Consider the following 24,106-nt stretch of genomic DNA (forward strand, 5'->3'; position numbering starts at 1 on the left):
AAATTTTACATTTTTACCATGTTATTTACTCAGTAACTATTTTATATTCCCGATCACCACCAAAATGTTTTAATTTCAAAATATTTTTAAATTCTCTTCTAGTTGGCTTTATTAGGTACGAAAGTGAGTCTAACATTTTTCCTTTAATCGCTGTAAGTGAATCTAATTTTTTTAAATCTTCTGGTAAATAAATATCTTTAAATCTAAGTATATTCTTTTCTAATGAAATTATTCTAATTTTCCAGAAAACAGAATCTCGTGTATTCAAAACCAATTGACCATTGATACGTTTTAGTTTTTGATTGTAAGACAATCTGAATAATGTGTCTATGTTTTTCTTTACTAATTCTATCGAATCACCTTTTTTATACACTTTAAATTTATCCTTTGTATCCTTTGTAATTAAATCCCCATCAACAAGATCATATTCAGATCGTAAGGAATCCATTTTTTGTCTATGAACTTTAAATTTATAATAGTATTCTCTTAAAATTCTGCTTTCTTCAATTCTTATAAAAATTGAGTCTTTACCTATATATATTCCTTTAAATTTAGAAGGAAAGCTATTCAATTCCGAATCATTTATAGGTTGAGGGTTTTCAAAATAAAATAAAAAATCATCAACACTAAAAGCTTCTTCTTTTTTACATGAAGCTAAAACAAGAATTAAAACAAAAATTAAAAATATCTTATTCATGGCGATTTATTTATAATGACAAAAAATCCCTTTATCATAAACCGTCCATAAACTGGCTTTTTGATTGGCGGCTTTCAACGCACTATTCGCCCAGGTGTTACAAGTATAAAACAGACTGTAACTTCCTTTTGCTTCATAAAAAGCATCTTTTTTTCCGTAGCTGTGTCCTTCAATCCATTCCGGATTTGTTGGGTTACTAAAACTGTCTGAAATATAAGAAACCAGCTTTTGATAGTTTTCTTTAGAGATTAAAATTCGTTTACAATCTTCACCCTCTTTTAATTGTTTGAAAAATGTAGTGTGCATCGCTGATGAACTTACACCAAATGCAGCTTTTAAGGCTGTACTGGCTTTCAAATCTGACCATTCCGGCGTGTCGAGATAAAAACCTTTATCACCCCAGCCAAAAGCTATAAAATTCATTAAAGAATCTTTGGATTGTGTTTGGCTAAACTGAATTTGGTTACGCCAGTCTTTTATATCATTTACTACAGGAACGACAATATCTGTATGAACGCCGTTGGAGAGAATGTAAATTGGAATTGTTTTTTGTTCTTTAATAAATGCGCTATCAGAGTTAACGGTAATTTTAGAAATCAGATAAACTGCAATTATATATAGGACAAGAAAAGTAATAATGGCAAGAATAGCCCAGCCCAGAATTTTGAAAGTTTTTAGCATTTGATTGGTTTGTTTTTGGTTGTTAAAAATATACTTTTTTCTGATAACCAATTTTTGAGCCAAAAAATTAAACTCTAAATTTTTATTGATTTTTATTGATGGGAGAAACTGGATTGTGTTAAAAAATTTAACGCGGATGACGCGGATTCGCTAAAGCGAAAACGCGGATTTACACGGATTTTTATTTTTATGTTGTGTTTATTTTTTCACGCAGATTTTGCAGATTTTATTTTGAAAACGAATGTCATCCTGAGCGGAGTCGAAGGCTTTCTACTTTGAAGGGCTTCGACTCCGCTCAGCCTGACATTTGTAATTTTTAAACACAAAAAAACTGCTGAATTTCTCCAGCAGTTCTATCTATTCTCTTTATTCTTTATTCTATTCTCTAAAGTCTATTCTCTAAAGTCTATTCTCTAAAAGAAAAAAAATTAAACGTTGAAACGGAAGTGCATTACATCACCATCTTTTACGATATATTCTTTTCCTTCTACTTTGAATTTTCCTGCTTCTTTTGCTTTCGCTTCTGAACCGTACTGAACGTAATCTTCGTATGAAATAACTTCTGCACGAATAAATCCTTTTTCAAAATCAGTATGGATAACTCCGGCCGCCTGAGGCGCTGTAGCTCCAATGTTGATCGTCCAGGCACGAACTTCTTTTACACCTGCTGTAAAATAAGTTTGCTGTTTTAATAATTTGTAAGCTGCACGAATTAAAACTGATGCTCCCGGCTCTGTTAATCCCATATCTTCAAGAAAAACCTGACGCTCTTCGTAGCTTTCTAATTCTGTAATATCAGCCTCTGCTCCTACCGAAAGAATAATAACTTCTGCATCTTCGTCTTTTACTAATTCACGAACCTGATCTACATATTTATTTCCGTTTACAGCTGAATTTTCGTCAACATTACAAACGTATAATACTGGTTTTGCAGTAATCAACTGAAAAGATTCCATTAAAACTTCTTCATCATTACCCTGAGGTACAATAGTACGAGCTGATTTAGCCTGCAGTAATGCCTCTCTGATTCTGTCTAAAAGTGCTTTTTCAGTCTGTGCTTCTTTATTTCCGGTTTTAGCCGCACGATTAACTTTTTCCAAACGTTTTTCAACGGTTTCTAAGTCTTTCAACTGTAATTCGATATCGATAGTTTCTTTATCACGAATTGGGTTTACGTTTCCGTCAACGTGTACAATATTATCATTATCAAAACAACGTAAAACGTGAATAATGGCATTACATTCTCTGATGTTTCCTAAAAACTGGTTTCCAAGTCCTTCACCTTTACTTGCACCTTTAACCAAACCTGCGATATCTACAATATCAACAGTTGCCATTTGCACGCGTTCTGGTTTTACCAACTCTTCTAATTTGTTGATTCTTGGATCCGGAACGTTAACAACACCAATATTAGGTTCGATTGTACAAAACGGAAAATTCGCACTTTGTGCTTTTGCATTCGACAAACAATTAAATAAAGTCGATTTTCCAACATTTGGTAATCCTACAATTCCTGCTTTCATATGTAGATAATATTTGTTTTTTATTTGATTTTATCTCTGTCAGACGCCGTAATTATTGATTTATATATCAAATATTTAGCTTCCGATTTGAACGTTTTTTCTTCTTTTTAATTTTTTGCTAAAATGATAGCTTTTAGCCTTAAAATTTTGCAAATATAAGATTTAATACCTCTTAAGTAAACAAAAAATGACGATATATGTTTTTTTACTACTTTTCTTAAAAAAATCAAACTTTTTTATAATGTTTTGTTAAATAACCCTATTTTTATCATATTATTTAACAAACCAACGTACAAATTTTAACCAAAATTAGATTAAACATGAAAAAAGTTGCAATTCTATTATTCCTATTTAACACGGTCGTCATTTTTGCACAACAGCAAATTTCTGGTGTAGTAAAAGACAATACAGGCACTCCGCTGCCTGGTGTTAACATTGTCGAAAAGGGTACTAATAACGGTGTTTCTACCGATATTGACGGGTCGTATAAAATTACAGTTAAAGAGGGCGCTTCATTAATTTTTACTTACATGGGCTACAACAGCGTAACCAGGCTGGCAAATGCTCCACAAATTGACGTTGCTTTATCTGAAGAAGGAGGGCAAAATCTGGATGAAGTAGTCGTTACGGGTTCCAGAACCGCAGTGAGAAGTAATACTACATCTCCATTACCTATTGATGTACTCTCCTCGAAGGACTTAACATCTACAGGACAAGCTTCATTTGATAAAGCACTGCAATACAAGATTCCATCTTTTAATACAGTACAAACTCCTGTAAATGATGCTACTTCATTACTGGATCCGTATGAGATTAGAAATTTAGGACCAAGTAGAACTTTGATTCTTATTAATGGTAAACGTAAAAACTTAAGTTCGTTACTTTATGTACAAACTTCTCCGGGACGTGGAGAAACGGGTGCAGACATTTCTGCGATTCCAACAGATGCGATCGAAAGAGTGGAGATTCTTCGTGACGGAGCTTCTGCGCAATACGGTTCTGATGCGATTGCGGGAGTAATGAACATCATTTTAAAGAAAAACAATACTGATGGATCTGTAACTGTAAGAAGCGGAATTACTTCTGAAGGTGATGGAGAAATGTTGGGTGTTAGTTTAAACCAAGGGACAACTGTAGGCGAAAAAGGTTTCCTAAATTATACTATAGATTTTTCTAAAGTAAATTTAGCTAACAGACCCGGAACTGTAGACGCTGAAGGAGATGCTGGAGATTTTGGTGCTGATATCGCTGATGTTCAGTCATTTTTAGCAAAATACCCAGATGCAAGAAACGTTAATGGTTCTCCGGAAACTGCAGCAGCAAAATTCTTAATTAACGGTGGAAACTCAATTAGTGAAAATACTAATTTGTATTATAATGCTGCTTATGTTTACAAAAAAGTAAACTCATTTGCCAATTTCAGAACTCCATATTGGAGACCTTTATCGGGGGATCCTTATCTTAATGATTTATTTGGAAACGGCGATCCAGCCAATCCATCTTATGAAGGATACGGACCAACTTTTGAAGGAGATTTAAGTGATTATAATGGTACACTTGGATTTAAAAACGTAAAAAATGGATGGAATACAGATGCGAGTGTTACCGTTGGTGGTAATAAACAAACTTATACCGTTAATAATTCTGTAAACAGATCCAGCATTCTTGATGCAGATGGAAATGAGACTTACAGAGAAAATAGTCCAATTTCGTTTAAACCGGGAGGAACTTCTTTTAATCATATTGTTGGAAATATTGATATTTCTAAAATTGTATCTGATCAAATCAGTATTGGATTCGGTTCTGAGTTTAGATCAGAGTCTTTTACGGTTATGCAAGGCGATCAGGCATCTTGGGATGGAGCCGGAGCAGATTCTTTTGCCGGAAACTTACCTGAAAACTCAGGAAAATGGAATCGTTATAACGTTGGTGTTTATTTAGATGTCGCTTTTGATATTACAAAAGACTTCTTATTAAACGGAACTGTTCGTCACGAAGAATATAGTGATTTTGGTGGTGCAACAGTTTGGAAAGCCAGTACAAGATATAAATTCCTGGATGATAAAATTACATTTAGAGGATCTGTTTCAACAGGTTTCAGAGCGCCAACACTACACCAGATTTATACTCAAAAATCACAATATTCTTTTGTTCCAGGTGAAGGAATTCAAGTGAGCGGAATTATTAATAACGTTTCACCTCAGGCTCGCAAATTAGGTGTTTCTCAATTACAGCCAGAAAAATCAACTAGTATAACAGTTGGTCTTGGGGCAAAACCTTTTAAAAATTTCAATATAACTGTTGATTACTACAATATTAAAATAGAAGACAGAGTAACATTAGGAGACAGACAATATGAAGTTTTACCTACAGGAGAAATAATTGGTGAAGTTGCGTATTTCTCTAATGCTTTTGATTCAAGAACTTCTGGATTGGATGTTGTTGCAGGTTACAGTAATATAGGTATCGGAGAAGGTAAATTAGGTTTTAATTTATCAGGAAATGTTACTTTTGAAAATGAAAGAATCTCTGGCATAAAAAACAACAGTTCATTCAGTGATATTTTAAACTCATTGACCTTTACATCAAGACCTAAAACAAAATGGATTTTAGGAATAAACTATGAAATTGGAAAATTTGGTTTTTCTCTTAATAATACTTATTTCGGAGAATCTACTTTTAATCAGGATGGTTTAGTTTCTAATGAGGTAAGAGATGCAGATGGAAAACTAGTAAGAGTTCCTGGAAGTACTGAAACAGAACGTGATGATTCAGCCAATCTTAAAACAGAATTCCTTGCTAAAATCGTTACTGATTTAGGTGTAAATTTTAATGCTACCGAAAAACTAACAATCGCATTAAATGTAAACAACTTATTTAATATTTTACCAGAATGGAAATTTGTAGCTGAAAATGAAGCTGGAGCTGCATTATTAGCAGATCCTGCACAAGTTAAAGCACAATCTAACTTAATTACATTCAACCAACGTTATTCAAGAATGACGTATGATGGTTCACACTTTAGTCAATTAGGAACGATGTTTAATTTATCTGTAAATTATAAATTCTAATTCAAATTTGGTTAATAACGCTAAAGGGCTGTCGCTATGACAGCCCTTTTTTATATTTTTATATTAAAATTTTCAAATTATGGCAAATTTATATGATGGGAAAATGGCAGCGATATACGATGCAATGTACCAGACTTTTGTTGATTATGATGAAGAATATGCTTTTTACAACAAGCTTATTCAGGAAAACAAAGCGTCAAGCATTCTTGAAATTGGAAGCGGAACCGGAAATCTTGCAAAAAGATTCAACCAAAACAATCAAAATTATCAGGGTTTGGATTATAGCGACGATATGATTGCAATAGCCAGACAACGAAATTCAAATTGCTCTTTTACTCAGGGCGATATGCGTGATTTTAAGCTCAATAATCCCGTAGATACTATTTTAATTACCGGAAGATCTACAAGTTATCTGATTACAAATGATGACATGAACAGAACTTTTGATTCGCTGCATAAAAACCTAAACGATGACGGTGTGATTATTTTTGATTTTATAGACGCCAACAGGTTTATTCCTTTTACCAAAGAAAACCCAATTATTACGCACGAAGCCAAATACGAAAACGTCAATTATATCAGAGAAAGTCATTGGGACACAAATAATTCATTAGAAAATTTTATGCTCGAATGGACTGCTCAATATTATACTTTGGTGGATGGCAAAAAGGAAATTATAGAAAATGATTTTTCGACCGTTCGCGTTTTCACACTTAACGAAATGCAGCTTTTTTTATATTTGAATAATTTCGAAATAATAAAAACTATCGACCGAAAAACATATGCTTATGATACTTATGTAATTGTAGCAAAAAAAGAACATAAAAAATCCCGAGTTTCGAACTCGGGATTTTTACTTTACATTTTAAATTCTAATCCTTCTATCAATGTTTTTTCTTCCTCTGTAGCCGTAAATCCAGAAAGGTCCCAATATTTAGTTAGAATTTTATTCTTTTTATTGAAAAGGGTTTTCTCCTTAAAAACGTCACTTTCTTTATAAGTAAAGTTTTGTCTATTAAAATTTGTTGTGATAAAGTTATTTCGAACCTGAATGTTTTTTTTAACCTGATCTTTTAAAATAAGATCGTACGCAATTTCTTCATTTGAGCTTAGTAAATAATAATCCTCATCATCAATTCTGTACGTCACTTTAACTTGTGATCTGGTAACATTCTTTGAACCTACTTTTGTTTGTTCTTCTATTTGAGCAAGATCACCAGGCTTTATAATAATGGTGAATTCTACAATTAACTTTTTTGTCGGATCGTAAATAATTTCAAAAGTATCCAGTGCCTTTTTAGATTTATCCAACGGCGTTACAGACATTATATAATAATCCTTATTATTTGGATGTCCTGTTGTTGTAAACTCATATTCTTTCTTCGTTTTTGAATCTAAAAGAGGATCAAAATATTTTAAATTTGAATAATTCTCCATAATATCATTCAAATTATAGCCTTTTAAATCAGCGCTTACATCTTCTTCTATCAAACCATAAGATCTGTTTTGCTCTACTAATAAGGTTGTTGTTGATTTCTTTTGATCGCCGTCAAATTGAAAATTGACCAATCCGTCATTATAATAAGAATATTTATTATCCAGCATAAAAAACTCTCTTACATAGACTTTTAATCGGTAAGCATTGGCCAATTTCTCCCTCGAATTAGAAACAATTCTTTGAAGATTTTTTTCCGGTTTTTCTTTGGATACTACAATTTCTTCTAATTTATTGTTGTTATTTTTAAGATAAACAACAAATAAATCCGGTTTTAAAGATCCCCAACGAAGTGTCACTTTCTCGTAATTGGTCTCCCAAACCTGAACATTAGATGCACCTTCCAATTCAAAAGTTACCTTTCCGTCCTGATTACTTATTAAGGTTTGTTTCGTTTTCATAATAAGCACAGTTGCATTTTCTATTGGCAATTGTGTTTCAATATCTTTTACGACAATAGAATACTCCACTTTTTGAGCAAAAATGGCAGTATTAACAAAAATAACAAATAAAAGCAGCAGTCCTCTCATAGGCAATTATTTAAATATTGCCATCAAATTAACAAAATAAATCATTATAAATAGCATAATACAGTATAAAAATAATAAAAAACTTATATTTCGTAAATAAAAAAATCCTGAACAGCTAAGCTCAGGATTTTTTGATCTTTAAATTGAATTAAAGATATTATTCTCCGTGTAAAAACGCTTGTCTGTTCAACAAGGTTTCTTCATCTTCTACGTGGTTATCATCTGGTACACAACAATCTACAGGACATACAGCAGCACATTGAGGCTCATCATGAAAACCTTTACACTCTGTACATTTTCCCGGAACAATATAATATACTTCGTCAGAAATTGGCGTTTGAGCATCATCTGCGTCAACCTCAGTTCCGTCTGGTAAAATTACTTTTCCTTTAAGACTCGTTCCATCTTTATATCTCCAATCATCGGCACCTTCATAAATTGCTGTATTTGGGCATTCTGGTTCGCAAGCCCCACAATTGATGCATTCGTCAGTTATAATTATTGCCATTTTTTTCTTGGTTATGAGTTAAAAGTTACAAGTTGAGAAATAATAATGTGAAGATTTTATTCTGCTTTGTCTTATAACTTAATATAGCTTATTTTTGTGCAAAATTACAATCAAAACTCTTCATAAACAAACATTATGACATTAGAAACAAAAAAAAGTGTTTTTGTTGAATTAGGAAATTTTCTAAAACAATTTTCTGAAAAGGATACAATCAAAAAATCAGATGTTCTTCATAATGATTTATTTTTTGATGATTTCGAAAAGCTGATCACTTTATCACAATCTCATAATGGATGGTATACGCCTGAGCAAGTATATTTTGCTATAAAATCCTGGGCAGATGCCCTGACAGAACAAAATATCGACAAATGGTTATCAAACTATTCATCTGAGTTTTCTCAAAACGATAAAACAGAAAAAACAGTAGCACTGATTTTAGCCGGAAATATTCCGCTAGTAGGTTTTCATGATTTTCTTTCCGTTTTAATAACCGGAAATAAAGCTTTAATCAAAACTTCTTCAAATGATCAGCATTTATTGCCCTTTTTAGCCAAATATTTGATTGCTGTTGATGAAAGCTTAAAAGACAAGATCACTTTTGTAGAAGGTAAATTGGAAAAATTTGATACCGTAATCGCTACCGGAAGCAATAATACAGCCAGATATTTTGAATATTACTTTAAAGATAAACCATCAATCATTCGAAAAAATAGAAATTCGGCTGCTGTTTTAAACGGAAAAGAAACACATGAACAATTAGAAGCGCTGGGTGAAGATATTTTCAGGTATTTTGGTTTGGGATGTCGCAATGTTTCTAAACTTTTTGTTCCAAAAGGCTATTCTTTTGATGCTTTTTTCAGGCTATTTTCAAATATCAGGATGTTATTCACTACGAAAAATATGCTAATAATTACGATTACAATAAAGCAGTTTTTTTAATGAGTAACTTCAAATTACTAGACAATGGTTTTCTTACTTTAAAAGAAGATTCGAGTTACGCCTCTCCTATTTCCAGTGTTTTTTATGAATTTTATGAAAACATCGAAGATCTGCAAAGTCGTCTTACAACTGATTCCGAACAAATTCAATGCATCGTAAGCAACGATTTAATTAAAAATAGTATTCCGTTCGGAGAAACACAAAATCCTCAATTGTGGGATTATGCAGATAACGTTGATACTATAACGTTTTTGTTAACAACAAAGTAAAAAAATGTTTAATTATTTCGAATAATTTATCGCTTTTTCAGCTCCTATTGCCGAAATTTGCATCTTTAAAATTTCCGACTATTAACAACAACCATGAAAAAACACAACTACAGCGCAGGACCAAGTATCTTACCTCAAGAAGTTTTTGAGAAGGCATCAAAAGCAATATTAAATTTTAATGATTCAGGACTTTCTATTCTGGAAATTTCGCACCGAAGCAAAGATTTCGTTGCAGTAATGGAAGAAGCTCGCTCCCTTGCTTTAGAACTTTTAGGACTTCAGGGAAAAGGATATCAGGCATTATTTTTACAAGGTGGCGCAAGTACAGCATTCTTAATGGCTCCCTATAATTTAATGAAAGAAAACGGTAAAGCTGCTTATTTAGATTCAGGAACATGGGCAACAGCTGCTATAAAAGAAGCTAAGTACTTTGGAGAAACTGTTGTTGTAGCTTCTTCAAAAGAAGAAAATTACAACCATATTCCAAAAGGATACACAATACCAAGTGATGCAGATTATTTTCACTGTACAAGTAACAATACCATTTTTGGAACTCAAATGAAAGAATTTCCAGCAACAAACGTACCTGTTGTTTGCGATATGAGTTCTGATATATTTTCACGCAATTTGGATTTCTCTAAATTTGATTTAATCTATGCCGGAGCTCAAAAAAATATGGGACCTGCTGGAACTACTCTTGTAGTTATTAAAGAAGAAATCTTAGAGAAAAACGGAAGAACAATTCCTAGTATGTTAGATTATGCTAAACATATTAAAGGAGAAAGCATGTACAATACACCTCCGGTTTTTGCTGTTTACGTTTCTTTATTAACCTTACAATGGATTAAGGAAAAAGGTGGAGTTGCTGCTGTTGAAAAATTAAACGATGCAAAAGCAGATTTACTTTATACTGAAATTGACAGAAACCCATTATTTAAAGGTGCTGCAGCTGTAGAAGATCGTTCTAAAATGAATGTTACTTTCTTGCTAAACAACGCTGATCACACAGAAACTTTTGATGCTTTATGGAAAGCCGCAGGAATTTCAGGATTACCAGGACACCGTTCTGTGGGTGGTTACAGAGCTTCTATTTACAATGCTATGCCTATCGAAAGTGTTCAGGTTTTAGTAGATGTAATGAAAGCTTTGGAAGCTAAAGTTTAGTTTTCAGTTTACACGAAAATTTATAATGAATACGGGATTTTTAGCCCCGATAGAAGTGGAAATCCTTTTGTTTTTTTCTTTAAAAAAATAAAAGATTGGAACGGATAGCGGGATTAGCTCCTAAACAAAAAAGAAAAAATATCACATATGTTAATTAACGAATCTTACGATTTAACGATTAACCAAATAAACACATAAACTAAAATGAAAGTATTAGCGAATGATGGAATTTCTAAAAGTGGAATTCTGGCTTTAGAAAAAGGTGGATTTGAAGTTATAACTACAAAAGTAGCTCAGGAACAAGTGGCTAATTTTGTTAATGAAAACAATGTAGACGTTGTTTTGGTTCGTAGTGCAACCAAAGTTCGTAAAGATATTATTGATGCTTGCCCTGGATTAAAAATTATTGGTCGTGGTGGTGTTGGTATGGATAATATCGATGTTGATTATGCAAAAAGCAAAGGAATTCACGTAATTAATACACCGGCTTCTTCATCAGAATCTGTTGCTGAGTTGGTATTTGGACACTTATTTTCTGGTGTTCGTTTTTTACATGATTCTAACAGAAATATGCCTCTTGAAGGAGATTCAAACTTTGACGGTTTGAAAAAAGCTTACGCAAACGGAGTTGAATTAAGAGGAAAAACTCTTGGTATTGTTGGTATTGGCCGTATTGGTCAGGCTACTGCAAAAATGGCGCTTGGTTTGGGTATGAAAGTTATCGCTGCAGATAGTTTTATTCCATCTGTAGATATTAAAGTAGAGTTTTTTGATGGCCAGTCTATCACTACGACAGTTGTTTCTCAATCATTAGAATCATTGTTTAAAGAAGCTGATTTCATTACATTACACGTTCCTGCTCAGGATGGTTACATCATTGGAGAGAAAGAATTAGCAATCATGAAAGACGGTGTTGGAATCGTAAACTGTGCTCGTGGTGGTGTTATTGATGAAGTTGCTTTAGTAAAAGCTTTAGATTCAGGAAAAGTTGCTTTTGCTGGTTTAGACGTTTTTGAAAGCGAGCCAAAACCAGAAATGGCAATCTTAATGCATACTAAAATTTCGTTGACTCCACACATTGGAGCTGCAACAGGAGAAACACAAGACAGAATTGGTACTGAATTAGCCTCACAAATTATTTCTTTGTTGAGCTAATTATAAAATAAAAAGATTAACTTTAGAGGGATTTACTGCATTTTTTTGTAGTAAATCCCTTTCTTTTTTATTAATTTTGTTGTGTAATTTTAAACTTTAAATATCATGTTTGAACAATTAACGCAGTTAGTACAACAATACGGAGGTGATGCCATTGTAAAAAACAATGCAGTCCCAAATGAACACAACGAGGCCGTTGTAAATGAAACAAGTAATTCTATTTTTGCTGGATTGCAAAAAATTGCTTCAGAAGGTGGTGCAGAACAATTAGCTGGTCTGTTTAGTGGAAAATCATCAATAGACAGTTCTAATCCGATTGTTCAGCAAATTACGCAGCAATTATCAGGAAGTCTGGGCCAAAAATTTGGTTTAAGCAGTGAAGCTTCTTCCGGTGTTGCGGCGAGTATGATTCCACAAGTTTTAAATTCTTTAGTAAATAAAGCAAAAGACCCAAATGATAGTGGTTTTCAAATTTCGGATATCATCAGTTCAATTTCAGGAAACAGTGGTCAGGCATCAAGCATTATGGATACTATTTCTAAATACGGAATGCAATTTGGCTTAGATCAAAACGCAGACGGAAAAGTTGATGTTGCCGATGTTTTGGTAGTAACACAAAGCAAAGGTGGGATTTCAGGATTTATTGGGCGACTTTTTAAGAGTAAATAATTTTTAAGTGCTAAGATGCTATCCCGAGGCTTCGGGACTGAGATCCGAAGACTCAAAGGTTGTGAAAATCTTTGTCGAAATATTTATAAGCTGTTTGTATAATACAAACAGCTTTTTTTTAAGTAACAAAAAAAACTTAGCATCTTAGAATCTCAGTCCCGAAGCCTCGGGATAGCATCTTAAAAAAAATCCGTAACTTTAAGGTATGAAAAACTGCATTTACATATTAATTGTTTTGTTTACGATTATTGCATGTTCAACGTCTCAAAAGACGGCTGATAATGTAGTAAAACAAAATGTTGCCGTAAATGATACTGTTCGAATTGCAAATGATTCTCTCGAATATGAAGTCATAATTATTGATAACGGATTTAGTACCTGGCTGGCTTCGAGAGCTTTTCCTAGAAATTATCATTCCCTGTCTTATCTGGAAAACAAGAACAATTTGTATATTACAGAATGGAATAACAGGGTTTTACAACCACAACGCTACAATCCTGACTTGTATGAAATGAGCATTAATTACAACCCGACTATTAAGTACGGTTACGAGGTAAATTATCTAATTTACAACTACATGATTTATTTTCAAAATACTTACAAACAAAAGCTTTGGGGATATGTACCATCAAGATAATGTTGCTATATTTGTAATCATTACTAATAAAAATGAATAAATTAAAGCAACGTTGGGGCATCACCTCAAATTTTCAATTGGTCATCATATTTATCGTTTTTGCCATCACCGGATCGGCATCTGCATGGTTATCTAAACCTTTTTGTGTATGGTTAGGCATTACAAAAGAAGATTTTGGAGGTTGGTTTACTTTAATTAGGCTAATTATTATTTTCCCAATTTATCAGGTTTTATTGGTTGCTATTGGAACTGTTTTTGGACAATTTCGTTTCTTTTGGGCTTTCGAAAAAAGAATGCTTAAAAGTATGGGATTGGGATTTATGTTTAAAGACTAAACATCTTCATTGGTCTTTTGAAAAAAATAAGTGTAAATCCACGTAATTGTAAATGATGGAATTATATCTGTAAACGGAATTATTTCTTCAACAAAAGTCAAAAAACCGGCAACCTTCCCTACTGTTCCTTTGTACATTCTGCTCATAATAAAAGCCGCAATTGGCGCCCAGATTACATCTGAAAATTCACCAAGTACCGGAATCGAAAATGAAATCATTCCGATACCATCAAAAAGAAGCCCTAAAAGAAGCTTTCTCATTCTTTCGTCATTCGCAACATTCAAATCCTGCATTTTGTTTTATTTAGAGATTAATCGAATTTAAAAATAATTCACTAAGTAAATTTATTTTTAACCGCTATTTTTTTCTTAATTACCACTAGTAACTTTTTACTTCTTATCTGTTACTGCAAATAATGCACCAAAATTACCATCGGTCTGAATCCAGTTTTCTGACGGTATATAAGCTCTCGAAACAAATCCGTCTAAAAACAGGGCGTTTTTACATCCCAAATCTTTAAAATAGACTGCAAAATCATAAAAATTAACCTCTTCTTTAGATAACACAAAAACAACCTTTCCATCCGGCAGAATACCAACTCCGTTTCTTATATTCAAATTTTTAGAACCTACTTTAAATTCTGGATGAATCTGACCGTCAATAATTAACATTGGACCAGACTGTGTTGCATATGCAATATTCTTGTCATTTTTAAATTTTTCTGTCGTACAAATTTCAGCCGTTTTATTATTTTTCAAAAAAACACGCCGTTTGGTTTCAAGTAAAAATTTCCTGTAGCTTTAGTCGTATCCAATATTGATAAAGTTTTTCTCTTTTCAATATACAAACCCTGAGGCGAATGATCTGTTTTATACATTCCGGCATTCATTGCAAACCCAAGTTTCAAATTATTCATTTCAACCCAGTTTTTCAGATTTTGAATACTTCCGAAATTTTCTCCTTTTTCATTTTTCCAATACAGCCTTAAATCCTGTTTTTTCAAATCTACTTTATAGACTACAAACTTATCCTCATAGCATGCCTTCCAACTAACAAATAGGGTTAGAATTGTAATTATAAATACAATCAGTCGAATTTTTACCTTCATTTCCTTAAATATTTTATCATAAATGTAAAATAATAAATTCAATAATCTCACAAATTGTATTCTTCATAAAATTCTGTTACAACACATTTTAATATCGGCAGAATCTTTGTTTCTTTGTAGAAACAGTTTCAAAATGATACACGCAAAAAACATACATAAATTCTACGATAAACTCGAGGTTTTAAAAGGAGTTGATTTACATATTAAAAAAGGAGAAATTGTTTCGATTGTTGGTGCTTCCGGTGCCGGAAAAACTACTTTATTACAAATTTTAGGAACCTTAGATAAACCCGAAATAAATACTGAATCATCATTAAGTATCAACGGCGAGAATGTATTAAAATTACAAGATGTAGAAACTGACAATTCAAAAGAAGAAAAAACATTCAAGATTATTACCTGGACTGGTTTCATTTACGTTATAATTCTGATCGTTTGTTTTTTGTTTTTCAGAGCTAAAATCTACGATGATAATTTAAGGTTAATAACAGCTGGTATTCTGTTATTACCTATTATTTCCATGATAATTTATTACACCCGATATTTCAAAAAGAAAAGCAAAAAAGACAAAACCTTATCCAATTTCAGAAATTTAAATCTTGGTTTTATCTTTCAGTTTCATCAATTATTACCTGAATTCACAGCTTTGGAAAATGTTTGTATTCCCGCTTTTATGGCCAATAAATCAAAAGCAGAAGCTGAAAAAGAAGCAAAAAAACTGTTGGAATATTTAGGTTTATCACATAGAATCAATCACAAGCCAAACGAACTTTCGGGCGGAGAACAACAAAGAGTTGCCGTAGCAAGAGCTTTAATCAACAAACCAGATGTTATTTTTGCCGATGAACCTTCCGGAAATCTCGACACACAATCTGCCGAAAATTTACATCAGTTATTTTTTCAGCTTCGCGACGAATTCGGACAAACCTTTGTAATCGTAACCCATAATGAAGAATTGGCCAATATGGCTGATAGAAAACTCGTAATGGTCGACGGACAGATTAGTAATTAGGATTAGGAGCTATTTCCTGCTGTCCTTCCAATCTTTTGTGCCGAACCCCGGCACAAAAGGATTTTCCCTCCCATCAGGGCTAGGGCACCCGAATAAACAAGAACATTCATTTCAACATGAACAAAAAAGAACTCAAAGAATTTCTTGACGAAAAAGTCATTCAATATAACAATCAGGATTTTATAGAAAGTGATCCTGTACAGATTCCGCATTTATTTTCGCAAAAAGAAGATATTGAAATTGCCGGTTTTTTAAGCGCAACAATTGCTTGGGGGAACCGCAAAATGATCATCAAAAACTCACATCAAATGATGGAATTAATGGGTAACACGCCTTATGATTTCATTATGTCACACTCTGAAAACGATCTGGAACGTCTCGAAAATTTTGTACATCGTACCTTCAACGGAAAAGATTTTAGTGGTTTTATAAAAGGTTTACAGCACATTTATAAAAATCATGGCGGCTTAGAAATTGTTTTCGCCAAAAATCAGGAAAAAGACAGTTTACAGAAAAGTATCAGCGAATTCAAAAAAATATTCTTCGAAATCGATCATTTGCCAAGAACACAAAAACATATTTCAGATCCCTTAAATAATTCCGCAGCAAAAAGAATCAACATGTATTTGCGCTGGATGGTTCGTCAGGATACAAAAGGAGTCGATTTAGGAATTTGGAAAACCATTTCGCCAGCCGCATTATCTTGCCCGCTTGATGTTCATTCCGGCAACGTAGCCCGCAAACTTGGAATACTTTCGCGAAAGCAAAACGACGGAAAAGCATTGGCAGAACTAGACTTACAGCTTCGCAAAATGGACGCTAATGATCCTGTAAAATATGATTTTGCTTTGTTTGGTTTGGGTGTTTTTGAAGGATTTTAATTTTAAAACCGAAAATTATTTTAATTGTTCTACATGTAAATAATCTTCATTTGAAAAATCTCCATGTAAATCAGGCACCCAACCTCCTGATTTATAAAACTCATTTATAAGATCGTATTCAATCAATCCAGAATCTTCTCCCACTTTTGCATTTTTAATCATTTCAATATTAGAATTCATAACTCCAAAATTGTCTGCAAGATAAAGTCTGTCTATAGGGGGAGAATCATCACTATGAAATTTATAATAAAATGATTTTTCATAGAAAGACAATTCCAATTGTCCATTTTTAAATTTTGCCAATCTTCCATCTCCAGATGTAGACTGGTAATAAGCTAACAAAATATCCGTCTCCAGATTTTTTGAAATACGCCTTAAAATTTCGTCATATAAATATAAATTACCCTGAAAGTCAAACTCAACTTCAACCCAGTCTTTACTCAGGTTTTTTGAAATTACAAGAGTTATGTTTTTCTCTTCAGATAAATTTTCATCGTGTGGCAGATTATAAAACCATTCCTTTCTTGTGTCAAGCCAGATCTCTCTGCCTGTCGGCAAGTACTTTTTTAACTCTGCCAATACCGTTTCTACGTCTTTGCATTTTATATTTGTTTGCGAAAATGTTGCCATTGTATTTTATATAAGAAGATTTTGTTCCAGTTTTTTCAAAAATATTCAAAAAGAAATTACCAATCATTTAATGGATACTTTTTATTTTTTCATTTAAGCTTTAAATTCATCAATAAATATAGTTTTTGAAGGGTTTTATACCTAACAACCAACGATTTAAATCACTTGATTATGAGATGATTCGAAAATTTTAGCAATCTAACCGCCATTTTAGTGTACCTTTGCACAAAATTTAATGTAAATGAGCACTTTCGAAAAATTCAATCTTCCAAAATCAGTACAAAAAGCAATCGACGAATTAGGATTTGTTACGCCAACTCCTATTCAGGAAAAATCCTTTTCTGTGATTATGTCAGGTCGCGATATGATGGGAATTGCGCAAACCGGAACCGGTAAAACATTTGCATATTTATTGCCTCTTTTAAAATTATACAAATTTACCCCAACCAATACGCCAAAAATTGTAATTCTGGTTCCAACGCGTGAATTAGTAGTTCAGGTTGTAGATGAAATCGAGAAATTAACCAAATATATGTCGGTTAGTACGCTTGGTATTTTTGGTGGTGTAAACATCAATACACAAAAAAAAGCTGTTTATGAAGGAGTTGACGTTTTAGTTGGAACTCCGGGTAGAATGATGGATTTGGCACTTGATGCTGTAGTTCGTTTTGATGAAACTCAAAAATTAGTTATTGACGAGTTTGACGAAATGCTAAATTTAGGTTTCCGTACGCAATTGACAGCACTTTTGGCGATGATGAAAACCAAACGTCAGAACATTTTATTCTCTGCAACTATGACGGATGAAGTAGATGCTGTTTTAAATGATTTTTTTGATTTTCCGGAAGAAGTTACACTTGCTGCTTCAGGAACTCCGCTTGAAAATATTACTCAAATTACTTATAACGTTCCTAATTTTAACACAAAAGTAAACCTGTTAAAACATTTATTAGAAACAAACGAAAACATGGAACGTGTTTTGGTTTTCGTTAATAATAAAAAGATTTCAGACATGCTTCATACGCGAATTGAAGAACATTTTGAAGGACAATTTGGAGTAATCCACTCGAATAAGTCTCAAAATTATCGTTTGAGTACAATGGCTGAATTTCAGGAAGGAAATCTTCGCGGATTAATTACAACTGATATTATGGCGAGAGGTTTGGATATTTCGAATATCTCTCACGTTATCAACTTTGAACTTCCGGAATTTCCTGAATTATATATGCACAGAATTGGTCGTACAGGTCGTGCAGATGCAACAGGAACTGCAATTAGTTTTATCACTCCTCGTGAAGAAGAATTTAAAGTGGAAGTGGAAGTTTTAATGAATCAGGAACTTGAAATAGCAGAATTTCCTGAAGAAGTCGAAATTTCAGCCAAATTAATCGAACCTGAAAAAGACAAACAGCCAATTAAGTTTTTAATGAAAAAAGTAAAACTGGACGGTGAAGGTGCTTTTCATGATAAGGCTAAAAAAAATAAGAAAGTCAATCTTGGAGGGCCTTCAAAAACAAAAAAGAAAACACACGGTTCTGTCAACAGAAACATGTTGAAAACGAGAGATAAGAAAAGAAAAGATAAGGACAAGTAAAATATAAATTCCAATAAAAAAATTCCAAATTCCAATTGTTAGCAACGTTTGGAATTTGGAATTTTTTTATTGGAATTTCTTAAATCTATATCTTCGTAAAAATCAATCCTACCGGCGAACACAATTCGATCTTTTTTCCGGTATTTTTAAGTTTTCCAGTGATTTTATCTCTTTTAAAAATGATAATATCGTTTGTATATTGATGTCCAACTAAAAGGAAATTTCCCGTAGGATCAATTGCAAAATCTCTTGGCCCTTTTCCTAAAGTGCTTTGTTGTTCAACCAATTCAATATTTCCATTTTTAAGAATTTTATAAACCGAAATATTGTTAGCATCAACTCGATCAGTTACGTACAAAAATTTTCCGTCAGGTGAAATTTTTATTGCCGCTGCACCAGTTCCTCCGGTAAAACCTTTTGCAAGAATACTAGTTTCGGCAATTAATTTTAGATTTCCGGTTTTATCATAACTAAAAGTTGTCAAAGTGCCATCCAATTCCTGAACCAGATAAACAAACTTTCCGTCTTTGCTGAACGTTAAATGTCTTGGCCCACTTCCTGCTTTTACATCAACAGTTCCTTTTAAAGTCAGGATTTCATGTTTTGAAGCTGCATTGTATTTGTAAATAAAAACCTTATCCTGCCCTAAATCATTCGATAAAACAAATTGTTTATCCGGAGAAAAAACTACCATATGCACGTGCGCTTTTTCCTGACGCGCTGCATTTGGTCCTTTTCCTTCATGCTGAATTAATTGCTGTGCTTCTGTTATACTGCCATCAGCATTCTTTTTAAAAACAGCAATACTTCCGCCGGAATAATTAGCAATAATTACATTTTTATCATCATTGATTAAATGACAAGGATCTGCTCCTAATGAAGCATTTGTATTTAATAATTTAAGTTTACCGGTTTTTGAATCGTAGCCAAATGCACTTACCGAACTTTGAGTTCCGTTTTCGTTTACCGCATAAATAAATTTATTATTTGCAGAAACTGATAAATAGCTTGGACTCACCACTTTTTCTGTAGAATTTTTTAATTTAAAATCTCCTGAGTTAGCATCAAAATCGTAAACGTAAATTCCTTTACTATCGCAAGTATTGGTATAGGTTCCTACCAATAAATTAAATTTATTTTGTGCTTCCATATTCGTAAAAGCTAAAATTGAAAAAAGCAAAATATACAATCTTTTCATAGTTTTTTTATAGTTTTTTGAATTAGCTAAAATACTGAATATTCTTATTACAAAGTTTCTTTTTTGTTACAAATGAAATTCCAAAAGTTACATTTTTTAAACTGGGATTTGTGTTTTTTCACCATATAAGATAGATAAGTTCATTTAATTGACTCATAATGAAGCTTTACTTATGATATCTTATATTACTTATATGGTTTAAAAAATATCCCTGTAAGGTTTAACTAAAAATTTGTATTTTTGACCAATATCTCCGCGAAAAACAAAACGTAGCGAAGTAAATCAAAGCCAGAATGCACTTTAAACAGCCCGAAATTCTATACTTTCTCTTTTTATTGATTGTTCCTATTTTGGTTCATTTGTTTCAATTACGACGTTTTAAAACCTCTTTTTTTACAAACGTCCGTTTCCTTAAAGAACTTGCCGTACAAACACGAAAAAGTTCTAAAATCAAAAAAAGACTATTATTAGCGACACGTTTATTGTTACTTACATGTGTAATTTTAGCCTTTGCACAGCCATTTTTTGAAGCCAAAGACAGCAAAAATGCAACAAACGAAATGTACATTGTTTTAGACAATTCGTTTAGTATGCAGGCAAAAGGAAAAAAAGGGGAACTATTAAAACGTGCCGTTCAGGAATTATTGGAAAACACGCCCGAAACTGCACAATTTTCGTTGTTAACAAACACCGAAAATTTTTGGAATACAGATATTAAAGCCTCTAAAAATTCTTTACAAAACTTAAAATACAGCGCAACACCTTTTGAACTTTCGTCAATAATGGCGAAAATAAAAGCCCATAAATCGGCACATAAAAAAGACATTGTTATTATTACAGATGCTGTTGGTTTAGCAGAAAAAGATGTAAAAAATATTGATAGCGAAGAAAAGCCGTATTTCATAATTCCGGAAGCCGAACAAAAAAACAACGTTTCGATTGACAGTGTTTTCATCAATCAGACTTTAGAAAATTTCTACGAAATAGGTATTAATTTGTCTGCTTACGGTGAAGATTTTAAACCCATTTCGATGGCATTGTACAATCAGAAAAAATTGATTGCCAAAACGATAATTAATTTTGATTCGAAGAAAAAGAAAATCAATTTTACGATTCCAAAAGAAGCTTTTCACGGATATGTTACCATTGAAGATAATGGCCTTACTTACGACAACAAACTTTATTTCAGCATTTCAAAAGCTAAAAAAACAAATGTAATTAGCATTGGCGAACCTGAAAAAAGTAATTTCTTATCCAGAATTTATACTTCTGCCGAATTCAATTACAGTAATTATTCTATCAGTAGTTTAGATTATAATAGCTTAGAAAAACAAAACACTATTATTCTGAATGAATTAATTGAAGTTCCTCAGGCTTTACAAACCACTTTAAAGGCCTTTGTCTCAAAAGGTGGAAATCTGGTTGTGATTCCTGCTGAGAAAAGTTCCATTTCAAACCTGAATACTTTTTTAGGCAATTTTGGAAAAATTCTGTTTAAAAACCTTGAAAACAAAGACAAATTAATCACCAAAATCAACTTTGATCATCCCTTGTTTTCAGGCGTTTTCGAAAATAAAATTACTAATTTTCAATATCCGAAAACAAGTAAATCATTTGATATTTCAAATGCGTATCCCGCCGTTCTATCTTATGAAGATCAAAGTGTATTTGTAACAATGATTCAAAATCCTGTTTCTGGAATTACTATTTTTTCGGCACCTATAAATACAACAAATTCAAATTTTCAGCAATCACCTTTAATTGTTCCGCTTTTTTATAAAATGGGACAAAATAATCAAAAAACAGGTGTAAACGCTTTAACGATTGGCAACAATCAGCCTTATTTTGTTGATGTTTTATTGAGCAAAGACGCCATTTTAGAAGTAAAAGGAAATGATGATTCGTTTATTCCGATCCAGCAAATATTGAATAATAAAGTTAAACTAACATTCAATGATTTTCCTGAAACTTCGGGAAATTATAGCGTTTTTGATAAAAAAGAATCAGTCGAAAACCTGAGTTTTAATTATAAAAGAAGTGAAAGCGATTTAAATCAGGTAAATACAAACGTAGTTTCAGATTTTAAAACTGCAGATACTCTTTCGACCATTTTTAACACGCTACAAACTGAGCGAACTGACAGCCAAATTTGGAAATGGTTTGTTATCTTTGCACTGTTATTTTTAGCATTAGAAATGGCGATCATCAAATTTGTAAAGTAAAACATAACGTTTTACTTTTTTTGAACCATTAAGAGATTAAGATAATAAAGTTTTAGTACTTCTTAATCTAACTTAATTCCTTAATGGCAGAAATAAAACATTTAATGTTTGAATAAAAAAAATCTACATATGAAAATAATCATCAGAAGCGCCAAAATTATAGATTCAAAAAGTCCGTTTCATAACCAGACTGTTGATCTTTTAATTTCAGATGGTTTAATTGAAAAAATAGGAACTTCGATTCTTGATATTGATGATTCAACCGAAGTAAAATTAGATAATCTGCATATTTCTCAGGGTTGGTTTGACAGCAGCGTTTCGTTTGGAGAACCAGGTTATGAAGACAGAGAAACTATTGCAAACGGATTGAACGTTGCGGCAAAAAGTGGTTTTACGGCAATTGCTTTACAGCCGAACTCCTTCCCTGTTATCGATAATCAATCGCAGGTAAATTTTGTAAAAAATAAAGCAAATGGTTTTGCTACAGAACTTTTTCCAATTGGTGCTTTAACAAAAGCAAGTGAAGGAAAAGATATGGCAGAATTATTTGACATGAAAAAATCCGGAGCGATCGCTTTTGGAGATTATAATAAAAGTATTGACAATGCCAATTTGCTAAAAATCGCTTTGCAATATGTTCAGGATTTTGATGGTTTGGTAATCACTTATTCACAAGATCCAAACATAAAAGGAAACGGAGTTGCGAATGAAGGAATTGTTTCTACAAAATTAGGATTGAAAGGAATTCCGACTCTGGCCGAAGAACTGCAAATTTCGAGAAACTTGTTTTTATTAGAATATACAGGAGGAAAACTTCATATACCTACTATTTCTACAGCAAAATCGGTCGAATTAATTAAAGAAGCAAAAGCAAAAGGTTTACAAGTAACTTGTAGCGTCGCTGTACATCATTTGGTTCTTACAGATGAAAAATTAGAAGGCTTTGATACTCGTTTTAAAGTAACTCCGCCTTTAAGAACCGAAGCTGATAGAAAAGCACTTATAAATGCTGTTTTAGACGGAACTATCGATATGATTACTTCAGATCATAATCCAATTGATATTGAATTCAAAAAAATGGAATTTGATACAGCCAAAAATGGAACAATTGGTTTAGAAAGTGCTTTTGGAGCTTTATTAACCGTTTTACCACTTGAAACTGTAATTGAAAAATTAACTTTAGGGAAAACAGTTTTTGGTCTTGAAAATACTTCAATTGCCGAAGGTTCAAAAGCTAATTTTACTTTCTTTACTCCGGAAGGAACGTCTACTTTTACTAAAGAAAATATTCTTTCAAAATCTAAAAATTCTGCCTTTTTAGGAACTGAAATTAAAGGTTCTGTCTACGGAATTTCAAATCAAAACCAACTTGTTATCACAAAATAATTACAATGAATAATTCAATCGAAGAGGGAAAATCAATCGCAATTACCAGTTATATTTTAATTATTGGAGTTTTAATTGCAATGTCCATGAACTCTGAAAATAAAAATAGTTTTGCTTCTTTTCATATTCGTCAGGCTTTAGGTTTATCGCTTACGTTTATTTCTTTCGGAGCTATAATCAGTAATTTTGACAGCTTTTTTATCACTTTCCCAATGTGGATTTGTATTTCTATTTTATGGACTTATGGAATTTTCAGTGCTATTCAGGGACAGATGAGACCGATCCCTTTAGTTGGAAATATATTTCAAAAGTGGTTTAAATCGATTGGGTAAAATTTAAATTCCAACAAAAAAGAAATCAATTAAAATCCGCGTTTTCGCTTTAGCGAATCTGTTTTTGTTA

At 32.5% G+C, this 24,106-nt stretch carries 21 protein-coding genes and 4 pseudogenes; 15 read left to right on the plus strand and 10 right to left on the minus strand.

Features of this window, described 5'->3' with window-relative positions; all coding sequences use genetic code 11:
* Window positions 1-25: 25 nt before the first annotated feature.
* The 3 genes from ACZZZT_RS19695 to ychF all read right to left on the minus strand — a co-directional run bounded on the left by ACZZZT_RS19695 (window position 26) and on the right by ychF (window position 2,901).
* Window positions 26-697, minus strand: a complete 672-nt coding sequence (locus ACZZZT_RS19695; protein ID WP_463461643.1) for a lipoprotein — start codon at window positions 695-697, stop codon at window positions 26-28.
* A 6-nt stretch (window positions 698-703) separates the two neighbouring features.
* On the minus strand, window positions 704-1,378 hold the full coding sequence (locus ACZZZT_RS19700) for a TIGR02117 family protein (protein ID WP_463461644.1): 675 nt from the start codon (window positions 1,376-1,378) through the stop codon (window positions 704-706).
* A gap of 428 nt (window positions 1,379-1,806) precedes the next feature.
* A complete protein-coding gene (gene ychF / locus ACZZZT_RS19705) occupies window positions 1,807-2,901 on the minus strand; it encodes a redox-regulated ATPase YchF (RefSeq protein ID WP_029269139.1) in 1,095 nt (364 codons plus the stop codon).
* Window positions 2,902-3,221: 320 nt separating this feature from the next.
* On the opposite strand from ychF, the gene ACZZZT_RS19710 reads away from it, so the two are divergent.
* Window positions 3,222-5,972 (plus strand): TonB-dependent receptor, encoded by a 2,751-nt coding sequence (locus tag ACZZZT_RS19710; protein WP_463461645.1) that lies wholly within the window; start codon window positions 3,222-3,224, stop codon window positions 5,970-5,972.
* A gap of 124 nt (window positions 5,973-6,096) precedes the next feature.
* A pseudogene (locus tag ACZZZT_RS19715) lies at window positions 6,097-6,549 on the plus strand (class I SAM-dependent DNA methyltransferase); the annotation flags it as partial.
* Window positions 6,550-6,830: 281 nt separating this feature from the next.
* Here ACZZZT_RS19715 and ACZZZT_RS19720 read toward each other — a convergent pair.
* Both ACZZZT_RS19720 and ACZZZT_RS19725 read right to left on the minus strand, forming a co-directional pair.
* Window positions 6,831-7,997, minus strand: coding sequence for a hypothetical protein (locus ACZZZT_RS19720; RefSeq protein WP_302095376.1), 1,167 nt, complete (start codon window positions 7,995-7,997; stop codon window positions 6,831-6,833).
* Window positions 7,998-8,154: 157 nt separating this feature from the next.
* Window positions 8,155-8,505, minus strand: a complete 351-nt coding sequence (locus ACZZZT_RS19725) for a 4Fe-4S dicluster domain-containing protein (RefSeq protein ID WP_042564137.1) — start codon at window positions 8,503-8,505, stop codon at window positions 8,155-8,157.
* A gap of 135 nt (window positions 8,506-8,640) precedes the next feature.
* Here ACZZZT_RS19725 and ACZZZT_RS19730 point away from each other — a divergent pair.
* From ACZZZT_RS19730 to ACZZZT_RS19755, 6 genes and pseudogenes are all read left to right on the plus strand, one after another.
* A pseudogene (locus ACZZZT_RS19730) lies at window positions 8,641-9,713 on the plus strand (acyl-CoA reductase).
* Between the two features lie 93 nt (window positions 9,714-9,806).
* Window positions 9,807-10,877, plus strand: a complete 1,071-nt coding sequence (serC, locus tag ACZZZT_RS19735; protein ID WP_302095374.1) for a 3-phosphoserine/phosphohydroxythreonine transaminase — start codon at window positions 9,807-9,809, stop codon at window positions 10,875-10,877.
* 204 nt (window positions 10,878-11,081) lie between these two features.
* Entirely contained in the window at window positions 11,082-12,032 is a 951-nt protein-coding gene (locus ACZZZT_RS19740; RefSeq protein ID WP_463461646.1) for a D-2-hydroxyacid dehydrogenase, read from the plus strand.
* Window positions 12,033-12,137: 105 nt separating this feature from the next.
* Complete coding sequence (locus tag ACZZZT_RS19745) at window positions 12,138-12,701, plus strand: hypothetical protein (RefSeq protein ID WP_302095372.1); 564 nt, start codon at window positions 12,138-12,140, stop codon at window positions 12,699-12,701.
* A 205-nt stretch (window positions 12,702-12,906) separates the two neighbouring features.
* Window positions 12,907-13,338 carry a DUF6146 family protein gene (locus ACZZZT_RS19750; RefSeq protein WP_463461647.1) on the plus strand — a complete coding sequence of 144 codons (432 nt, stop codon included), beginning with the start codon at window positions 12,907-12,909 and terminating at the stop codon, window positions 13,336-13,338.
* A 32-nt stretch (window positions 13,339-13,370) separates the two neighbouring features.
* Complete coding sequence (locus ACZZZT_RS19755) at window positions 13,371-13,673, plus strand: DUF6787 family protein (RefSeq protein WP_318803934.1); 303 nt, start codon at window positions 13,371-13,373, stop codon at window positions 13,671-13,673.
* On the opposite strand, the gene ACZZZT_RS19760 is transcribed toward ACZZZT_RS19755, so the two are convergent.
* The 3 genes from ACZZZT_RS19760 to ACZZZT_RS19770 all read right to left on the minus strand — a co-directional run bounded on the left by ACZZZT_RS19760 (window position 13,670) and on the right by ACZZZT_RS19770 (window position 14,781).
* Window positions 13,670-13,966, minus strand: a complete 297-nt coding sequence (locus ACZZZT_RS19760; RefSeq protein ID WP_463461648.1) for a hypothetical protein — start codon at window positions 13,964-13,966, stop codon at window positions 13,670-13,672. The two genes, ACZZZT_RS19755 and ACZZZT_RS19760, sit on opposite strands and share 4 nt — an antisense overlap.
* A 96-nt stretch (window positions 13,967-14,062) precedes the next feature.
* Window positions 14,063-14,431: a phosphodiester glycosidase family protein gene (locus tag ACZZZT_RS19765; protein WP_463461649.1), complete on the minus strand. Its 369-nt coding sequence runs from the start codon at window positions 14,429-14,431 to the stop codon at window positions 14,063-14,065.
* Entirely contained in the window at window positions 14,428-14,781 is a 354-nt protein-coding gene (locus ACZZZT_RS19770; RefSeq protein WP_463461650.1) for a hypothetical protein, read from the minus strand. The genes ACZZZT_RS19765 and ACZZZT_RS19770 overlap by 4 nt, the downstream gene beginning before the upstream one ends.
* Before the next feature lie 133 nt (window positions 14,782-14,914).
* Here ACZZZT_RS19770 and ACZZZT_RS19775 point away from each other — a divergent pair.
* The 3 genes and pseudogenes from ACZZZT_RS19775 to ACZZZT_RS19785 form a co-directional block, all read left to right on the plus strand.
* A pseudogene (locus ACZZZT_RS19775) lies at window positions 14,915-15,127 on the plus strand (ATP-binding cassette domain-containing protein); the annotation flags it as partial.
* A gap of 216 nt (window positions 15,128-15,343) precedes the next feature.
* Window positions 15,344-15,793: pseudogene (locus tag ACZZZT_RS19780) on the plus strand (ABC transporter ATP-binding protein); the annotation flags it as partial.
* Window positions 15,794-15,909: 116 nt separating this feature from the next.
* Complete coding sequence (locus ACZZZT_RS19785; protein WP_463461651.1) at window positions 15,910-16,674, plus strand: TIGR02757 family protein; 765 nt, start codon at window positions 15,910-15,912, stop codon at window positions 16,672-16,674.
* Between the two features lie 15 nt (window positions 16,675-16,689).
* Here the strand turns inward: ACZZZT_RS19785 and ACZZZT_RS19790 are convergent, their stop codons facing one another.
* Window positions 16,690-17,304: a hypothetical protein gene (locus tag ACZZZT_RS19790; RefSeq protein ID WP_463461652.1), complete on the minus strand. Its 615-nt coding sequence runs from the start codon at window positions 17,302-17,304 to the stop codon at window positions 16,690-16,692.
* Window positions 17,305-17,545: 241 nt separating this feature from the next.
* On the opposite strand from ACZZZT_RS19790, the gene ACZZZT_RS19795 reads away from it, so the two are divergent.
* A complete protein-coding gene (locus ACZZZT_RS19795) occupies window positions 17,546-18,898 on the plus strand; it encodes a DEAD/DEAH box helicase (protein ID WP_463461653.1) in 1,353 nt (450 codons plus the stop codon).
* 85 nt (window positions 18,899-18,983) lie between these two features.
* Here the strand turns inward: ACZZZT_RS19795 and ACZZZT_RS19800 are convergent, their stop codons facing one another.
* Window positions 18,984-20,096: a lactonase family protein gene (locus ACZZZT_RS19800; protein ID WP_463461654.1), complete on the minus strand. Its 1,113-nt coding sequence runs from the start codon at window positions 20,094-20,096 to the stop codon at window positions 18,984-18,986.
* A 293-nt stretch (window positions 20,097-20,389) separates the two neighbouring features.
* Here ACZZZT_RS19800 and ACZZZT_RS19805 point away from each other — a divergent pair, with 293 nt between their 5' ends.
* The 3 genes from ACZZZT_RS19805 to ACZZZT_RS19815 all read left to right on the plus strand — a co-directional run bounded on the left by ACZZZT_RS19805 (window position 20,390) and on the right by ACZZZT_RS19815 (window position 24,036).
* Window positions 20,390-22,318: a BatA domain-containing protein gene (locus ACZZZT_RS19805; protein WP_463461655.1), complete on the plus strand. Its 1,929-nt coding sequence runs from the start codon at window positions 20,390-20,392 to the stop codon at window positions 22,316-22,318.
* 129 nt (window positions 22,319-22,447) lie between these two features.
* Entirely contained in the window at window positions 22,448-23,704 is a 1,257-nt protein-coding gene (locus tag ACZZZT_RS19810) for a dihydroorotase (RefSeq protein WP_463461656.1), read from the plus strand.
* A 5-nt stretch (window positions 23,705-23,709) separates the two neighbouring features.
* On the plus strand, window positions 23,710-24,036 hold the full coding sequence (locus ACZZZT_RS19815) for a hypothetical protein (protein ID WP_302095365.1): 327 nt from the start codon (window positions 23,710-23,712) through the stop codon (window positions 24,034-24,036).
* The last annotated feature ends 70 nt before the right edge of the window (window positions 24,037-24,106 follow it).

It is taken from the genome of Flavobacterium sp. AC274 (genome assembly GCF_979258275.1).